Genomic DNA, 16250 nt, shown 5'->3' on the forward strand with positions numbered 1-16250 from the left:
GCTCTTAATGCAGTCCAAAAACATTCAACATCGTGGAGAGTTTGGCTCCCGTTTCACGCCATTCCGCAACCGGGGACGAGGCCGGAACAATCCCGGCACCGGCAAAGAAACGTACCTGATTACGCAGCAGCTTCGCACAACGGATCGTCACCACCCATTCGCCGTTGCCTTGGGAATCACACCAGCCGACAATGCCACCGAACAGTTCGCGATCGAACGGCTCCAGCTCGGCGATAAGTTTGCGCGCAACCTGATGCGGGAAGCCGCTCAGCGCAGGCGTCGGATGCAGCAGGCACGCGAGCGTCAGGGCGTTTTCTTGCGCGTTGGCTTTACCCTCAAACGGCGTGCCGAGGTGCCAGAGCGTAGGCGTGGTGACCAGTTGCGGAGAAGAAGGGAGTTGCAGTTCACGGCTTCGATCGCGCAGGACATTTTTCATGGCCTGCGTCACCAGTTCGTGCTCATGGCGATCCTTTTCGGACGCCAGCAGGCGGATGCCCGCCTCACGGTCCAGCACATCGTCCGGTTGACGTCGTGCCGAGCCTGCCAGCGGTAATGAGCTGAAACGATCGCCTTCTTTGCGTAACAGCAGTTCCGGACTGGCGCCAATCAATACGCCACCGTCTTCAAGGGGAACGTGAAAGTTGTAGCTCGCCGGATTTTGCGCCACCAGGCGCTCCAGCAGCGCCCCGCTGTCAATATTGGCATCAGCGGTGATATCGATCAGGCGTGACAACACCACTTTGTCGACTTCAGGGGTTGCCGTCAGCGCAGCCGCGCGAGCGACCATATCTTCAAAGAAGTTCTGTTCCGGGATCGATTTACGTTCAACAACGTTCAGCGACTGATGCGCGTTAAAGTAACGAGATGATTGCTGCTTCGCCGTTCGGGAGAACGTCTGCCATGACTGGGGAATAAACAGCGATGACGGCTGGCGGGTGTCAAAAGGAATCGCCCCGACCATGATGGGGTTAGCGATACCCTGCGCTTTGGCATCAGCAAACAGTGCATGCATTTTTTGTTGGAAAGGGCTGTCTGGCGAATCGCCATCAATTGCCGGTTCCGCATAGCGGGCGAAGCATCCTGACGTCGTAAAACTACGGTACGGCGACATAAAGAAAAAACTGTCGGGAGCGAGCGTCGGCATAGTCTGCGTTTTTTCCTCGGCCAGTGACGTTTCCATATCATCCTCCAAAAATGATAAAAGCTCTAATAATGATTATCATTTATATTTTCGGTCGCTAACCTAAAAGCAAAGCGGCGGTATGTCAACTCTTGTGGCAGCACAATGTGCGACTTTGGCTTGCATCCTTGTCCACTAACAATGAAAATGAGAAGCATTACTTATACTGATAACAGGATGCTGATTCGTGAGTCTCCCCTCTTTTTGCCGCACCGTGCTCTTACTGGCAGGTTTGTCTATTTCAGGAATTTCTTCAGGTTATGCCGCCGACTGGCCGCGTCAGGTTACCGACAGTCGTGGTACGCATACGCTGGAACATAAGCCGCAGCGAATTGTCTCCACCAGCGTCACCCTCACCGGCTCGCTGCTGGCAATTGATGCCCCGGTCATCGCCAGCGGCGCTACTACGCCGAACAATCGCATCGGCGATGCACAGGGCTTTTTACGCCAGTGGAGCGAAGTGGCAAAAGCGCGCAAACTGAGCCGCCTGTATATCGGCGAACCGAGCGCTGAGGCCGTGGCGGCGCAAATGCCGGATCTGATTCTGATCAGCGCCACTGGGGGAGATTCAGCCCTCGCGCTATACGATCAGCTGTCCACCATTGCGCCAACGCTCATCATTAATTACGACGACAAAAGCTGGCAGTCGCTGTTGACGCAGTTAGGTGAAATTACCGGTCAGGAGCAACAGGCGGCTGCGCGTATTGCCGAGTTTGATAAGCAACTGCAGGCGGTCAAGCAGCGTATTACCCTACCGCCGCAACCGGTCAGCGCGCTGGTGTACACCGCTGCAGCGCACAGCGCCAACCTGTGGACGACTGAGTCGGCGCAGGGCAAGCTGATGGAGCAGTTAGGTTTCACCCTGGCACCGCTGCCTGCCGGATTGCACACCAGCCAGAGTCAGGGCAAACGCCACGATATCATCCAGCTTGGCGGTGAGAACCTGGCGGCAGGCCTGAACGGCGAAGCGCTGTTCCTGTTCGCTGGCGACAACAAAGATGCCGACGCCATTTATGCTAATCCGCTGCTGGCACATCTGCCTGCCGTGCAGAATAAACGTGTTTACGCCCTGGGTACGGAAACCTTCCGTCTCGACTACTACAGCGCGACCTTGCTGCTGCAACGTCTGTCAGCTCTCTTTTAATCGCCAGCGCCGGATACGGCTAACGCCTTATCCGGCCTACAAACCGTAGAGGACAACGCTATCCGGCATTCACAGGCATTTGTCGGAATCGGCGCACTTCTCCCAGCAACAGCAGCAGTAGCAGACCGACAATCACCAGCCCAAACCCACTTACGCTTGCCGAAGCAACCGGTGTCATCATCGCCCCCAACCCCCCTAACAGCGCCGCGCCGATCGCATCTCCTGTAACGTTCTGCGCAGTCCACAAACCGTTAATTCGCCCGAGCATCGCTTCTGGCGTCTGCGTCTGTAACAGGGTGTACTGCAACAAAGAGCTGACCGCACTCAGCCAGCCGAACAGCGCCAGGCAGACAACGCCAAGCTCCCAGACCGGCATCAACCCAAACAGACCGATAGCCAGGAACGAAGCCACGGTCGATACCAGCATGATCAGTCCCGGACGAACGCTGTGCGCCAGTTGTCCGCTGGTCAACGCGCCCACCGCCGCGCCAAGAGGAATGGCCGCATACAGCAGACCTATTTGCGCACTCGACATTTGCCAGTTAATCGCCAACGCGGGATACAACACGCGCACGGCGCTCGCCATAGTCAACAGACCGCCAAGCAGCGCAATGCCGCCAATCAGCGGGCTGGCAAGCAGAAAGCGAAATGCTGCCAGCAGCGATTTTAGCGGATGCTCGCGCGGCTGCGGCGGAGGCGGTAGCGCAGGAAGGCTCAGCAACGGCAGCAAGGTAATGAAAGTGCCCGCCGCCGCCAGACCGTAGTTCCACGCCACGCCACCGGTCGCGAGCAATACCCCGCCAAGCATCGGCGAAATAACCGAACCCAGACGTACCGTCAGCATGGTAATCGCCCCGGCCTGCATCAAATTCTCCCGCCCAACCAGCGCCGGTGTTGCCGCCAGCAACGCGGTCACGCCCAGCGAGGCAAAGAAACCGTCCCATAAGCCAAGCAAATAAATCGCCAGTAACGACGGTTCGGGCAGCAGCGCATTCAGACACAGACCAATAAAGCCGATTCCGCAGGTTCCACGAGCCAACAGGATCACTTTTTTACGCTCATAGCGGTCGGCCAGCACCCCGCCCACCATCAGACCAATAAACATTGCGCTGCCGGTCAACGTTACTGACAAACCTACCTGCCAGGTCGACTGCGTCATCATCTGGATCTGTACCGGAACCGCCACGCCGAGTAGCCCCAGAGAGACAATGGAAATAAAACGGGCGAGGAAGACGGCGCGAAATGCAGGGTGGGTCTTTAACAGGCTGAGATTGAGCAGCCAGGATTGTCGATTCATTACAGAGCCTTACCAGGTACTTTTTCAATATCAATTCGATGGCTGCACATGCTAACATATCCAAATAAGATCGATAACGATAATTACTATCATTATCAGGGAAGTTGATATGTCATGCTCTGTTTCCGCGACACGTGCCTTCGCCGTGCCCGGACTATTGTTATTACTTGTTCTCACCACGGTATTAAGTCTGGTTATTGGCGCCAAGTCGCTACCTGCCTCCGTGGTGCTGGATGCACTTACCAGCAGTTGTCAAAGCGCTGATTGCACCATCGTGCTGGACGCGCGACTGCCGCGCACGCTGGCGGGGCTGCTCGCCGGTGGGGCGCTGGGTCTGGCTGGTGCATTAATGCAAACGCTCACGCGTAACCCTCTCGCCGATCCCGGCATTCTGGGCGTTAACTCCGGAGCCAGCTTCGCTATTGTGCTGGGAGCCGCGCTGTTCGGTTTTTCTTCTGCGCAAGAGCAACTGCTGATGGCCTTTTCCGGGGCGCTGGCCGCGTCGCTTATAGTGGCCTTTACCGGCAGCCAGGGCGGCGGGCAGTTAAGCCCGGTACGCCTGACGCTGGCGGGCGTTGCGCTGGGCGCGGTGCTGGAAGGATTATCCACCGGAATCGCCCTGCTCAACCCGGATGTCTACGATCAGTTGCGTTTCTGGCAGGCCGGTTCATTGGATATCCGCAGCCTGCAAACGCTGAAGGTCGTCCTGGTGCCGGTACTGATTGCCGCGGCTGTCGCGTTATTCCTTAGCCGTGCTCTGAATAGCCTGAGCCTCGGGAGCGACACCGCCACCGCGCTTGGCAGCAAAGTCGCTCGCACGCAGTTTATTGGCCTGCTGGTGATTACCGTACTGTGCGGCAGTGCGACCGCGATTGTCGGCCCTATCGCCTTTATCGGCCTGATGATGCCGCATATGGCGCGCTGGCTGGTGGGGGCAGATCACCGTTGGTCGCTGCCCGTTACCCTGCTGGCAACCCCCTCTCTGTTGTTAATTGCCGATATCATCGGTCGCCTGATTGTCCCCGGCGAACTGCGCGTTTCAGTGGTCAGCGCATTTATCGGCGCGCCGGTGCTTATCTTTCTGGTACGCCGGAAACCGCGCGGGGGTGGCGCATGATGCACCTCTCCCGCCGCCTGATCGTCAGCAGCCTGCTGCTGGTTGTAGGTTGTCTCGCCGTTGGCTTGTGGAGCCTGCGTAGCGGCGTCGTTACGCTGGAAACCCAGCAAATTATTGCCGCCCTGCTTGGCGATGCGCCGCGCAGTATTACGCTGGTGGTGACCGAATGGCGTTTGCCACGCGTGCTGATGGCGCTATTGATTGGCGCGGCGCTCGGCGTGAGCGGTGCAATATTCCAGTCGCTGATGCGCAACCCGCTGGGCAGCCCGGATGTGATGGGTTTCAATACCGGTGCCTGGAGCGGTGTGCTGGTGGCAATGGTGCTGTTCGGACAGCATCTCACCGCTATCGCGCTTGCGGCCATGGTTGGCGGGGTCCTGACGTCTCTGGTGGTCTGGGCGCTCGCCTGGCGCAATGGTATCGACACCTTTCGGCTGATTATTATTGGGATCGGTATACGCGCCATGCTGGTTGCGTTCAACACCTGGCTACTGCTGAAGGCATCATTAGAAACCGCGCTGACCGCCGGACTGTGGAACGCCGGATCGCTCAATGGCCTGACCTGGGCCAAAACCTGGCCTTCTGCCCCACTGATTATCATTATGCTGGTGTGCGCCACGCTGCTGGTGCGCCGGATGCGTTTACTGGAAATGGGTGATGACAGCGCCTGTGCGCTTGGCGTCAGCGTAGAGCGCTCACGTCTGATGATGATGCTGGTTGCGGTTGTACTGACCGCTGCCGCCACCGCGCTGGCTGGCCCTATCTCGTTTATTGCCCTTGTCGCCCCACATATCGCGCGGCGGATTAGCGGCACATCGCGCTGGGGATTAACCCTGTCGGCGCTGTGTGGCGCGTTGCTGCTGTTGATGGCGGATTTATGCGCCCAACAGCTGTTTATGCCTTATCAGCTTCCGGTGGGCGTTGTCACCGTAAGCCTCGGCGGTATTTATCTTATCGTCTTGTTAATTCAGGAGTCCCGCAAAAAATGATCGAATCAGTAGCCCGTTTGCGTGGCGACCAGTTAACGCTGGGTTATGGCAAATTTACCGTAGCGGAAAACCTCAATGTGTCGATTCCAGACGGTCACTTCACCGCAATTATCGGGCCAAACGGCTGCGGAAAATCAACGCTACTGCGCACGCTTAGTCGTCTGATGACGCCCGCGCACGGTAAGGTCTGGCTCGACGGCGAGCATATCCAGCACTATGCCAGCAAAGAGGTTGCTCGCAGAATAGGTTTGTTGGCGCAGAACGCCACCACGCCGGGTGATATTACGGTACAGGAGCTGGTTGCCCGTGGGCGCTACCCGCATCAGCCATTGTTTACCCGCTGGCGAAATGAGGATGAAATCGCGGTCTCAAACGCAATGCAGGCGACGGGAATCACTCATCTTGCGTCGCAAAGTGTGGATACCCTTTCCGGTGGACAACGCCAGCGCGCATGGATTGCGATGGTGCTGGCGCAGGAAACGTCGATTATGCTGCTCGACGAACCTACCACCTGGCTGGATATCAGCCATCAGATCGATCTGCTGGAGCTGCTGAGTGAGCTAAACCGGGATAAAGGGTATACGCTGGCCGCCGTTCTGCACGATCTTAATCAGGCATGTCGCTATGCAACGCATCTGATTGCGCTGCGTGACGGAAAAATTGTTGCCGAGGGTGCGCCGAAGGAGATCGTCACAGCGCAGCTTATTGAAAAAATCTATGGTCTGCGCTGTATGATTATCGACGATCCGGTTGCCGGAACGCCGTTAGTGGTGCCGCTTGGGCGTACACCGAAAATTCATACCCAGTCATCTCTATAGGGATGACTACACGGGTCAGCGTTTAACACGCTGACCCGATGACGTTTATTGGATATTTTGGAGCAGGTCACGCATGACAGGCCCAATCTTCTCAAACGCTTCAGGGGTTATGATATCGACATGCGCGCAGTCCTGACGATATACATCCAGACTGGATATCCACGGTGACCAACTGCGTTCAGGACTGACACCCGGCACTAAGGTGCGCTCAGCGACGAACAGTGTGGCGTGACCAGCAAACGGCACGCTGTGTGCCGTGGTGAGCAGGCGAACCGCATCGGCGTAGTTACCTTCGATAGCATTAAATAAGGCCTCTGACGCATTCCCCTGCTGCGCTGCCAGAAACGCTTCACGTTCACGCTCGATCTCAGCCAGTACCGCGGGATCCAACCCATTAGCCTCCTTTTCCTGCCAGTTTTGCGTTTCCGGCGGCCAGGTATCCAGCAGCCCCAGGAATGCAACTGTCTCTCCTCTGGCATGTAAGCGTGCGGCGATTCCCTGCGCCAACGTCCCCCCCAGCGAGTAGCCTAATAAATAATAGGGACCATGAGGCTGCTGGCTGAGCAGCGTTGCCAGGTGATGTTCGCATACCGCATCAAGGTTTTCCGCCGTCTGCATAGGGCCATCCGGTCGCGGCGACTGAATGCCAATAATCGACCACTGCGGACTGAGGTAACGCGACAGCACGCTAAACTGCCAGGCGAAACCCGACGCCGGATGGAAGCAAAACAGCGTTGGGCCATGACTTTCACGCAGCGGCAGCAGCGTCTCGAATCCCAGACGCTGCGACTGTTCATCATCATTGCTCTCCAGCAGTGCACTCAGTTGTTCAACAGTAGAAGCCACCATTATTTGCCCAGGCGTTACCTGACGCTCAAAAATCTGGCTCAACTGCGCTGCCAGTTTCATCGCCAGCAGCGAATGTCCGCCAAGCGCAAAGAAGTCAGCCTCTACGTCATTAACCTCGCAATCCAGCAAAGCCGCAAAAGACTGCGCGATGGCGGTTTCAGTCCCTGCTCGCGGCGCACGTCCTGACGTACGCGACGTCAACTGCGGCATCGGCAGCGCTTTACGATCCAGTTTACCGTTTGCACTCAGCGGCAGCTCCGCCAGTTGCAACAATACCGTCGGCACCATATGCGCAGGCAGTTTTTCACGCAGAGTTTCCCGCAATGCAGACGTATCCAGCGGTAACCCCGATTGCGACACCAGATACCCCACCAACTGTCGTGCATCGCCGCCTGTCGCCGCCGCCTGGTTGAATACGCAGGCGTGGGCTACGGCATGTTCGACATCTGGCAGTTGCTGCATCACCCGATCAATCTCACCGAGCTCAATGCGCTGTCCGCGAATTTTAAGCTGGTCATCGCTGCGCCCGAGGTATTCCACTGCGCCATTCTCCAGCCAGCGCGCCACATCCCCGGTACGGTACATGCGTTCACCAGGGTTAAACGGATCGGCGATAAAGCGGCTCGCGGTTAGATCCGCTCGCCCCAGGTATCCTTGCGCCAGTTGGATCCCCGTCAGATAGAGATCACCTGCCACGCCAAAGGGCACCGGGCGCATCATGGCGTCCAGGATCCGTAAACCGGTATTCCATACCGGATAGCCAATCGGCACGCTATTGCCCGTTACGGCAGCGAGATCGTCCCCCCAGGCCGGATACCAGCTCACATCGACCGCCGCTTCCGTTGGCCCGTATAAATTGTGCAGTGGCGCATGAGTCAACTGTTCCCATTCGCGGCATAAATCTGCAGGTAAGGCTTCGCCGCTGCAGAATACCCGTTTCAGCGAGGCACAGCTCTCCCGCGCGGTTTCCGGCGTCAGTGATGCTACAAAAGCGGCCAGCATAGAGGGAACAAAGTGCGTGGTCGTCACCCCTGACTGCGCAAAGAACTGCTGCATCGCCAGCGGATCGCGGTGCGCTTCAGGTTCTGCCATGACCAGTTTTGCCCCGGCAATAAACGGCCAGAAAAACTCCCATACCGAGACGTCAAAACTGCACGGTGTTTTTTGCGCCACCACATCATCCGCGGTCAGTGGATAGTGATTTTGCATCCACAGCAAACGGTTAACGATGGCGGTTTGCCCAACCATCACCCCTTTTGGTCTGCCGGTAGAACCGGAAGTAAAAATAATATAGGCCGTATGATTAGGTTGAGATAGCGCCAGCGGTGCAGCATCCTCTTCTGGCAGCGGCGCGTTGTAGCACAGACTTTCTAGCTCCGGAATATCGCTAAAGCGCGCCAGTTGCTCTTCGGTCGCGATTAACAATTTTGGCTTCGCGTCTTCGAGCATCATCCGCAGGCGATCGTCCGGGTATCCGGTATCCAATGGCAGCCAGGCAGCTCCCGCCTCAACAATACCGTGTAGCGCCAGCGTGAGGAACACGGAACGCGGTAATGCCACGGCAACGCTGTCACCAGGCTGTACGCCACGTTCGCGCAGGCGGCGCGCCAGCGCCACGACCTGTTGGCGCATTTCACGATAGCTAAACTGATAGCGGGCATCAGCCAGCGCCGGGGCATCCGGCGTTTTATCGGCCTGCTGTACCACCAGCGCGCTCAGCGTGGTGGACGGGAGCGCCACGGTCGTGTCGTTAATCTTCGCCAGCCGCTCATGTTCTGTCGGCAACAGCATCCCGGCATCGCCGCAGCATAGCGACGGATTGTCGGCAAACTGCGCGATAAGCGCGGTTAAACGTGATGCATGTTGCGCCAGCGTCGCGGCATCGTAGCGCTGTTTATTGGCCAGGATTTCAATACTCAGCCCGCCGTTTTCATCCGGGAACAGCGCCAGCTCCAGATCGTTCACCGGACCTGTCGCCAACGTATGGGTTTGCGCCTGAACGCCAGGAATATTCAGTTGATAGTCGAATATTTTCACGTTCAGTACCGGGCCAAACAGCGGTTCGGCACCGGCTGCGCGCCCGCTGTCGCGAACAATTTGCTCAGCATCATATCGCTGATGTCGGCGCATTTTCTTCAACTGTGCGGCCAGTCGTTGGGCAAGTGCAGGCAAGCTTTCTGCCGCATTCAACTGCACGCCAAATGGCAGGACGTTTAAAACCGGTCCGGTGGACGTGAGCGCCGCCGACCCCATACGCCGCATAAAGATAAACCCGGCGGCATATTCCATTCGGCTGCATAAACGTCCGAGCCACAGCGCCACCAGCGCAAGGGCCAGATCCGCACGCTGAACGTCTGGCATACGTGCCGCAAGCCGGCGAAACTCCCCTTCAGGCGCGGTTAACTTCAGACGAATAATATCCGCGCTGGCCGACCGCCCTGGCAGGGGTTTGTTAGACAGCGAAGCCGGAGGTGGGAGTTGCTTTCGCTGCTCGGTCCAGAAGGCGCCGTCACGTTGCCAGGCATCGCTTTGCCGATACTGTTGATACTCTTCCACCACCTCAGAAAATGGCGTAAAAGGTGATTCCGGCGTGGGCTCGCCATGCAGCCATGCGCGGTAAATTGCGGCTATCTGGCGGGTAATGGCAGGGAAACTGAAGCCATCAACCAGCAGATGATGGTAACGCTGATACCAATACCAACGCTTTTCTCCCACCTGAATGAGCAGGTGAAAAACCAGCGGCTTAGTGCCATCAGCACGGATGTCCTGCTGCAGGTCTGCCTGCATCAATGCGCGCGCTGACGCATGCGGATCGGATTTTTCGCGCAGATCGATAATTTCTGGTGGCGCAAAGGCAAGCGCAGAGTCTACCCATTGCCAGACCTCGCCGTTATCTTCGCTAAACCGCATCCTTAGAGTATCGGCCTGCTCCAGACCCGCCACTACCGCTTTCGCCAGCAACGGAGCGTCCAGTTCGCCGGTTAATTCTACGTAGTGCGCCACGCTCCACGCAGAGGGCAATGTGGAGAGTTTTTCCGCCATCCAGATCCCCGGCTGAGCCGCAACTAACGGTAAACGTTGAGTCATGGAGCCTCCTGCACATCGACGTAGTTCGCTGGCGTCAGCGTGGTCCAGTTTGCATCCAGCCATTGCTGGCAGGCTTCCTGTGATTGGGGTTCGCACGCGACCGTCCAGCCTGCAGGAAGTGAGCATTGCTGCGGCCAAAGGCTAAACTGACGTTGGGGATTTTGCAGAATGTAAAACTGGCCCTGCGGATTATCGAAGGGGTTACTGAATTCCATACTCAACTCCTGTCGTGGAACATCGTCCGGTTAAATCGTGTCGGTAAGCGGTTGCCAGAGCGTGATCAGCCCTTGCATCAGTCCGCCGCGCCAGCAAAGCGCATCGTGTCCACCATCAACCTGACGCCAGAAAATAGACTGTGGTGCAGAGGGTAACTGGGCATAAAGCGCCTGATTTGCGCGATAAATAATGGGCTCGCGGATCCCGGCTTCCAGCACAATACGCAGCCCCTGGGCGCTTATCTTTCCGCTTTTCAGTTGCTCAACGATCGCCCCATCCTGATGACCACCGCGATGCGGCCACCAATAAGAGCCTGACTGGCTGAGCACGCAGCCAAAGCGCGCGGGCCAGTTAAGCCCGGCATACAGCGATGACAGCCCGCCAAAACTTTGCCCGGCGACGACGGTACGCTGCGGGTCGTCACTGAACGCGGTCGTGGTCTTCACCAGCGGCAATAGTTCCTGCTGTACTGCCAACCAAAAATCCGCATTACACGGCAATTCGCGGCTGCGGTGAGCCGTGTCGATGGTATCAATCAGGAGATAAACGGCGGGGGGGAGGTGTCCGCGATGGGTGAGTGAAGTCAGCGCAGGCCAGACCGGCATACTTTGTGCCCAAAACTGTCCGTCCAGCAGGATAGCCAGCGGACGCGCTTCCGGTTGGGCTTCACCAGTGGTAAACACCCACACGCGGCGCGTATTGCCGAGCCTGGCGCTACGCCATTGCAGGCAAACTGCGGGCGAGTCGGGGTTTTCAGGTCGATCCCATCCCGGTTGTACGGGTGCATCAGGCATTTCCAGCGCAGACACCGCATGGCCACGACCGCCCTGCCAGCTCTGCGGATTGAGGGGATCGGCAATAGCCTGCGGCAACAATTGCCGCCAGCCTTCACGCAGCACGGTTCGGTCAGGCGCTTCGCCCGGCGTCTGCGCGGCAAAAATATCATTTCGTTCTGTTGGGATAAAACAGTAACTGCCGCGCCAGTTGGCGCTAAGGGAAACACTCCAGCACCAAACATTTGTCCCATCAATGCGTTGCATCGACTGAGGGGTGGCATTTTGATGGTGGTCGGTGACGCCGGTGATATAGACCCATACGTGATGAATAGCTGACTCTTTTTCCGTTCCCTGCGGGTCGCGCCACCAGAAGGTTACCCGATAATTTCCGTTGTCTTCACGCTCCCACTCCGGGCCTTTTTTTGACTGCCACCACGCCTCGCTTCCCATCTTTAACGTCGTCACCGCCATAACCCCATGTTTATTGTCAAATTTTATGATCTAGCGTGAAATATATTGATAATATTATTGATAACTATTTGCATTTGCAATAGCGTATTGTCGCGCTGTGGGAAGCGCGCACAGTTTTTCACCACTTATAAACCGGCCTGGCGCTGCGTACTTTTTCTGGAATGGAGGGTTTACGCGGATGCGGGCGACATCAGACCAAATGCCGCACCACGGCACATTGGTACTCGTGGCTAAAAGAACAGCAGGACATACAATGAACAACAAGATTCATTCACTGGCCTTATTGGTCAATTTAGGGATTTACGGGGTAGCCCTGCCAGCGATGGCAGAAGATCAAACCGATAGCGCCGCTGTCTCTCATGAAGACACCATCGTGGTTACCGCCGCCCAGCAGAACCTGCAGGCACCGGGCGTTTCAACCATTACCGCTGATGAAATTCGTAAGAATCCTCCCGCTCGCGATGTGTCGGAAATCATCCGTACCATGCCAGGCGTCAACCTGACCGGTAACTCAACCAGCGGTCAACGCGGTAACAACCGCCAAATCGATATTCGCGGCATGGGGCCGGAAAACACCCTGATTCTGATCGACGGCAAACCGGTAACCAGCCGTAACTCTGTGCGTCAGGGCTGGCGCGGCGAGCGTGATACCCGCGGCGATACCGCCTGGGTGCCACCAGAAATGATCGAACGTATTGAAGTGCTGCGCGGTCCTGCCGCGGCACGCTATGGCAACGGTGCGGCTGGCGGCGTGGTGAATATCATCACCAAAAAAGGCAGCAACGAATGGCACGGCTCCTGGGATACCTATTTCAACGCCCCGGAACATAAAGACGAAGGTTCAACCAAACGCACCAACTTTAGCCTGAACGGTCCGCTGGGCGGGGATTTCAGCTTCCGTTTGTACGGTAATCTCGATAAAACTCAGGCCGACGCGTGGGATATCAACCAGGGTCATCAGTCAGAACGTACCGGCACGTATTCAAATACTTTACCGGCCGGTCGTGAAGGGGTGATCAACAAAGACATTAACGGCGTGGTTCGCTGGGATTTCGCCCCGCTCCAGTCACTGGAACTGGAGGCTGGCTATAGCCGTCAGGGCAACCTGTATGCGGGCGACACTCAAAACACCAACACCAACCAACTGGTGAAAGATAACTACGGGAAAGAGACCAACCGTCTTTACCGCCAGAACTACTCTCTGACCTGGAACGGCGGCTGGGATAACGGCGTCACTACCAGTAACTGGGTGCAGTATGAACATACGCGTAACTCCCGTACGCCGGAGGGCCTGGCGGGGGGTACCGAAGGGATTTTCGACCCGAATGCGTCACAAAAATACCTCGACGCCGACCTGAGTGACGTCATGCTGCACAGTGAAATCAGCATTCCGTTAGATCTGCTGGTTAACCAAAATCTGACGCTCGGTACCGAATGGAACCAGCAGCGCATGAAGGACATGTTGTCCAATTCGCAGACCTTTATGGGCGGTGATATTCCAGGGTCCAGCAGCACCAACCGCAGCCCGTACTCAGACGCAGAGATTTTCTCTCTGTTTGCTGAAAACAACATGGAACTGACCGACAGCACCATGCTGACGCCAGGTTTGCGTTTCGATCATCACAGCATTGTGGGCGATAACTGGAGTCCGTCCCTGAACCTTTCCCAAGGTCTGGGCGATGACTTCACCCTGAAGATGGGGATTGCGCGCGCCTATAAAGCGCCAAGCCTGTATCAGCTCAACCCGAACTACATTCTGTACAGTAAAGGTCAGGGTTGCTACGCCACCGGCTCCGCGACCGGTATTGGTTGCTATATGATGGGCAACGATGATCTGAAGGCCGAAACCAGTATCAACAAAGAGATTGGTCTGGAGTTCAAACGCGACGGCTGGCTGGCTGGGGTAACCTGGTTCCGCAACGATTACCGTAACAAGATTGAAGCAGGTACGGTCCCGTTCGACAGAACGTCTATCACCAACAAAGGGAAAACGACTTATACCGATATCTATCAGTGGGAAAACATTCCTAAAGCGGTAGTTGAAGGTCTGGAAGGGACGTTGAACGTGCCGGTTAGCGAAACCGTTAACTGGACTAACAACATCACCTACATGCTGCAAAGTAAGAATAAAGAGACCGGCGAGCGTCTGTCGATTATTCCTGAATACACGCTGAACTCGACCCTGAGCTGGCAGGCACGTGAAGATCTGTCATTGCAATCCACCTTCACCTGGTACGGCAAACAGCAGCCGAAAAAATACGATTACCAGGGTAAACCCGTTACCGGTAGCTCGGCCAGTGAAGTCAGCCCGTACAGCATCGTCGGCCTGAGTGCGACCTGGGATGTGACGAAAAACGTCAGCCTGACCGGCGGCGTGGATAACGTCTTTGACAAACGTCTGTGGCGTGAAGGGAATGCCCAAACCACGGGCGATATCGTGACCGGGAACTATATGGCGGGCGCAGGCGCGCACACCTATAACGAACCGGGCCGGACGTGGTTCATGAGCGTTAACACACACTTCTGATAACGTTTTTCCCTCTCCTCGCTGCGGGGAGAGGGAAACCGTAAGAAATCATGCACACAACGCACATCCCGCTCCCTTTCGCAGATCATACGCTGCACATTGTCGAATTTGATCCCGACACTTTCCATGAGCACGACCTGCTCTGGCTCCCCCACCACACTCAGCTCCACTCCAGTGGGCGTAAGCGTAAAGCTGAGCACTTAGCGGGGCGTATTGCTGCAGTCCACGCACTGCGTGAATTTGGCCACAAAACCGTGCCCGGCATCGGTGTGCAACGCCAACCATTGTGGCCGCAGGATCTGTTTGGCAGCATCAGCCATAGCGCAACAACGGCGCTGGCGGTCGTATCAACGCATCCCATTGGGCTGGATATAGAAGCTATTTTTACACCTCAAACCGCAGTTGAGCTGGCTGATGGCATTATTGATAACCACGAACATCAGATTTTGCAGCATGCCTGCCTGCCCTTTCCGCTCGCCTTAACCCTGGTATTCAGCGCAAAGGAGAGCCTGTATAAGGCGTTTTCCAATCAGGCATCGGGGCTACCAGGTTTCACCAGCGCAAAAATCACCGCACTCACGACTCAGCAATTAACATTACAAATCATGCCGTCATTTTCGGCAAACCTCGGCAATCAAGAAGTTAACGTTCATTGGTTTCAGCGTGATAAAAATATCGTGACGCTATTTCCATTCTCACCATCAGGATCGTGATCCTTTTCTCTTTTTAAGAAATTAGCTGCGCAAATCGTAGACAGTTCGATTATCTCGACTTATCGTTAACTTGAATAATAAATCATATTTGAATAAATATTCAAAGTGGAGAAAGAGATGAACAAGACCTTGATTAAATCCGTATTACTGGCCTCGATCCTTACCACATCGGGTTCGCTGTATGCTGCCGACAACGGACTGATTGCGATTATTACCCCTTCTCACGATAACCCGTTTTTTAAAGCCGAAGCCGACGGTGCAGTCGCCAAAGCAAAAGAGCTGGGATACGCCACGCTGGTTGCCTCTCATGATGATGACGTCAATAAACAAAACCAACTGATTGAGACTGCTATTGCTCGTAAAGCGAAAGCGATCATTCTCGATAATGCGGGTGCAGATGCCACCGTAGGGCCGCTGGAAAAAGCCAAAGCAGCGGGTGTAGCTGCTTTTCTGATCGATCGCGAAATCAATAAAACCGGTATCGCGGTGGCGCAAATCGTGTCGAATAACTATCAAGGCGCACAGCTCGGCGCAGAGAAGTTCGCCAGGTTACTGGACGGAAAAGGGAAGTACGTTGAACTGCTGGGACGTCAATCCGACACCAACGCCCATGTACGCTCGCAGGGGTATCACGATGTACTCGATGACTATCCGGACATGAAAATGGTAGCCCAGCAGACGGCAAACTGGAGCCAAACCGAAGCCTTTACCCGAATGGAAGCCATTTTGCAAACCAACCCAGATATCGTAGGCGTGATCTCAGGTAACGACACTATGGCGCTGGGTGCAGAAGCCGCATTAAAAGCAGCGGGGAAAAATAATGTCATCGTGGTCGGTTTTGATGGCAGCGACTACACCCGCGATTCAATCATTAATAAAAGCAATATTAAAGCGACAGTACTGCAGCCCGGCTGGCAACAGGCACAAATGGCTGTTGAGCAGGCGGATTACTATCTGAAAAACGGCAAAGCCCAGAAAGAAGAAAAACAGCTCATGGATTGCGTGCTGATTGACGAAACCAATGCCAGCAAGCTGAACAAGTTCAACCTGAGCCACTAAGCGGAGG

The 16250-nt window shown here is 56.0% G+C and carries 12 protein-coding genes; 7 read left to right on the forward strand and 5 right to left on the reverse strand.

Going from position 1 to position 16250, the window contains the following annotated elements:
- Nucleotides 1-4: 4 nt before the first annotated feature.
- On the reverse strand, nt 5-1180 hold the full coding sequence (gene entC, locus HV352_RS17100) for an isochorismate synthase EntC (protein WP_016155945.1): 1176 nt from the start codon (nt 1178-1180) through the stop codon (nt 5-7).
- A 187-nt stretch (nt 1181-1367) separates the two neighbouring features.
- Here entC and fepB point away from each other — a divergent pair, with 187 nt between their 5' ends.
- The gene (gene fepB, locus HV352_RS17105) at nt 1368-2324 is read left to right on the forward strand and encodes a Fe2+-enterobactin ABC transporter substrate-binding protein (protein ID WP_181634924.1); all 957 of its coding nucleotides are present in this window, start codon (nt 1368-1370) and stop codon (nt 2322-2324) included.
- 58 nt (nt 2325-2382) lie between these two features.
- On the opposite strand, the gene entS is transcribed toward fepB, so the two are convergent.
- Entirely contained in the window at nt 2383-3621 is a 1239-nt protein-coding gene (gene entS, locus HV352_RS17110; RefSeq protein WP_016152195.1) for an enterobactin transporter EntS, read from the reverse strand.
- A 109-nt stretch (nt 3622-3730) separates the two neighbouring features.
- Here entS and fepD point away from each other — a divergent pair, with 109 nt between their 5' ends.
- From fepD to fepC, 3 genes are read left to right on the forward strand one after another with little or no spacing between them, the layout of a single operon-like run.
- Complete coding sequence (fepD, locus tag HV352_RS17115; protein WP_046275115.1) at nt 3731-4738, forward strand: Fe(3+)-siderophore ABC transporter permease; 1008 nt, start codon at nt 3731-3733, stop codon at nt 4736-4738.
- On the forward strand, nt 4735-5727 hold the full coding sequence (gene fepG, locus HV352_RS17120; protein WP_165499999.1) for an iron-enterobactin ABC transporter permease: 993 nt from the start codon (nt 4735-4737) through the stop codon (nt 5725-5727). The genes fepD and fepG overlap by 4 nt, the downstream gene beginning before the upstream one ends.
- Nucleotides 5724-6545 (forward strand): iron-enterobactin ABC transporter ATP-binding protein, encoded by an 822-nt coding sequence (gene fepC / locus HV352_RS17125; protein WP_181634925.1) that lies wholly within the window; start codon nt 5724-5726, stop codon nt 6543-6545. Before fepG ends, fepC begins: the two co-directional genes overlap by 4 nt.
- 45 nt (nt 6546-6590) lie before the next feature.
- Here the strand turns inward: fepC and entF are convergent, their stop codons facing one another.
- Genes entF through fes form a run of 3 tightly spaced genes read right to left on the reverse strand, consistent with a single transcriptional unit; the run spans nt 6591 to nt 11944 of the window.
- A complete protein-coding gene (gene entF / locus HV352_RS17130) occupies nt 6591-10481 on the reverse strand; it encodes an enterobactin non-ribosomal peptide synthetase EntF (RefSeq protein WP_181634926.1) in 3891 nt (1296 codons plus the stop codon).
- Nucleotides 10478-10696 (reverse strand): MbtH family protein, encoded by a 219-nt coding sequence (locus tag HV352_RS17135; protein WP_016152190.1) that lies wholly within the window; start codon nt 10694-10696, stop codon nt 10478-10480. The genes entF and HV352_RS17135 overlap by 4 nt, the downstream gene beginning before the upstream one ends.
- Before the next feature lie 30 nt (nt 10697-10726).
- On the reverse strand, nt 10727-11944 hold the full coding sequence (gene fes, locus HV352_RS17140) for an enterochelin esterase (protein WP_181634927.1): 1218 nt from the start codon (nt 11942-11944) through the stop codon (nt 10727-10729).
- A gap of 253 nt (nt 11945-12197) precedes the next feature.
- Here fes and HV352_RS17145 point away from each other — a divergent pair, with 253 nt between their 5' ends.
- The 3 genes from HV352_RS17145 to HV352_RS17155 all read left to right on the forward strand — a co-directional run bounded on the left by HV352_RS17145 (nt 12198) and on the right by HV352_RS17155 (nt 16243).
- Nucleotides 12198-14471, forward strand: a complete 2274-nt coding sequence (locus HV352_RS17145; protein ID WP_016155941.1) for a TonB-dependent siderophore receptor — start codon at nt 12198-12200, stop codon at nt 14469-14471.
- A 50-nt stretch (nt 14472-14521) separates the two neighbouring features.
- Complete coding sequence (entD, locus tag HV352_RS17150; RefSeq protein WP_047415103.1) at nt 14522-15184, forward strand: enterobactin synthase subunit EntD; 663 nt, start codon at nt 14522-14524, stop codon at nt 15182-15184.
- A 117-nt stretch (nt 15185-15301) separates the two neighbouring features.
- A complete protein-coding gene (locus HV352_RS17155) occupies nt 15302-16243 on the forward strand; it encodes a D-ribose ABC transporter substrate-binding protein (RefSeq protein ID WP_016152186.1) in 942 nt (313 codons plus the stop codon).
- The last annotated feature ends 7 nt before the right edge of the window (nt 16244-16250 follow it).

Source organism: Citrobacter sp. RHBSTW-01044, from assembly GCF_013781945.1.
In the GTDB taxonomy this organism is placed as follows: domain Bacteria; phylum Pseudomonadota; class Gammaproteobacteria; order Enterobacterales; family Enterobacteriaceae; genus Citrobacter; species Citrobacter braakii.

Excerpts from the sequence above, each read along its gene's own strand:
- entC (WP_016155945.1), bottom strand. The coding sequence starts at position 1,180 with ATGGAAACGTCACTGGCCGAGGAAAAAACGCAGACTATGCCGACGCTC.
- entS (WP_016152195.1), bottom strand. The coding sequence starts at position 3,621 with ATGAATCGACAATCCTGGCTGCTCAATCTCAGCCTGTTAAAGACCCAC.
- fepD (WP_046275115.1), top strand. The coding sequence starts at position 3,731 with ATGTCATGCTCTGTTTCCGCGACACGTGCCTTCGCCGTGCCCGGACTA.
- fepG (WP_165499999.1), top strand. The coding sequence starts at position 4,735 with ATGATGCACCTCTCCCGCCGCCTGATCGTCAGCAGCCTGCTGCTGGTT.
- fepC (WP_181634925.1), top strand. The coding sequence starts at position 5,724 with ATGATCGAATCAGTAGCCCGTTTGCGTGGCGACCAGTTAACGCTGGGT.
- entF (WP_181634926.1), bottom strand. The coding sequence starts at position 10,481 with ATGACTCAACGTTTACCGTTAGTTGCGGCTCAGCCGGGGATCTGGATG.
- HV352_RS17135 (WP_016152190.1), bottom strand. The coding sequence starts at position 10,696 with ATGGAATTCAGTAACCCCTTCGATAATCCGCAGGGCCAGTTTTACATT.
- fes (WP_181634927.1), bottom strand. The coding sequence starts at position 11,944 with ATGGCGGTGACGACGTTAAAGATGGGAAGCGAGGCGTGGTGGCAGTCA.
- HV352_RS17145 (WP_016155941.1), top strand. The coding sequence starts at position 12,198 with ATGAACAACAAGATTCATTCACTGGCCTTATTGGTCAATTTAGGGATT.
- entD (WP_047415103.1), top strand. The coding sequence starts at position 14,522 with ATGCACACAACGCACATCCCGCTCCCTTTCGCAGATCATACGCTGCAC.
- HV352_RS17155 (WP_016152186.1), top strand. The coding sequence starts at position 15,302 with ATGAACAAGACCTTGATTAAATCCGTATTACTGGCCTCGATCCTTACC.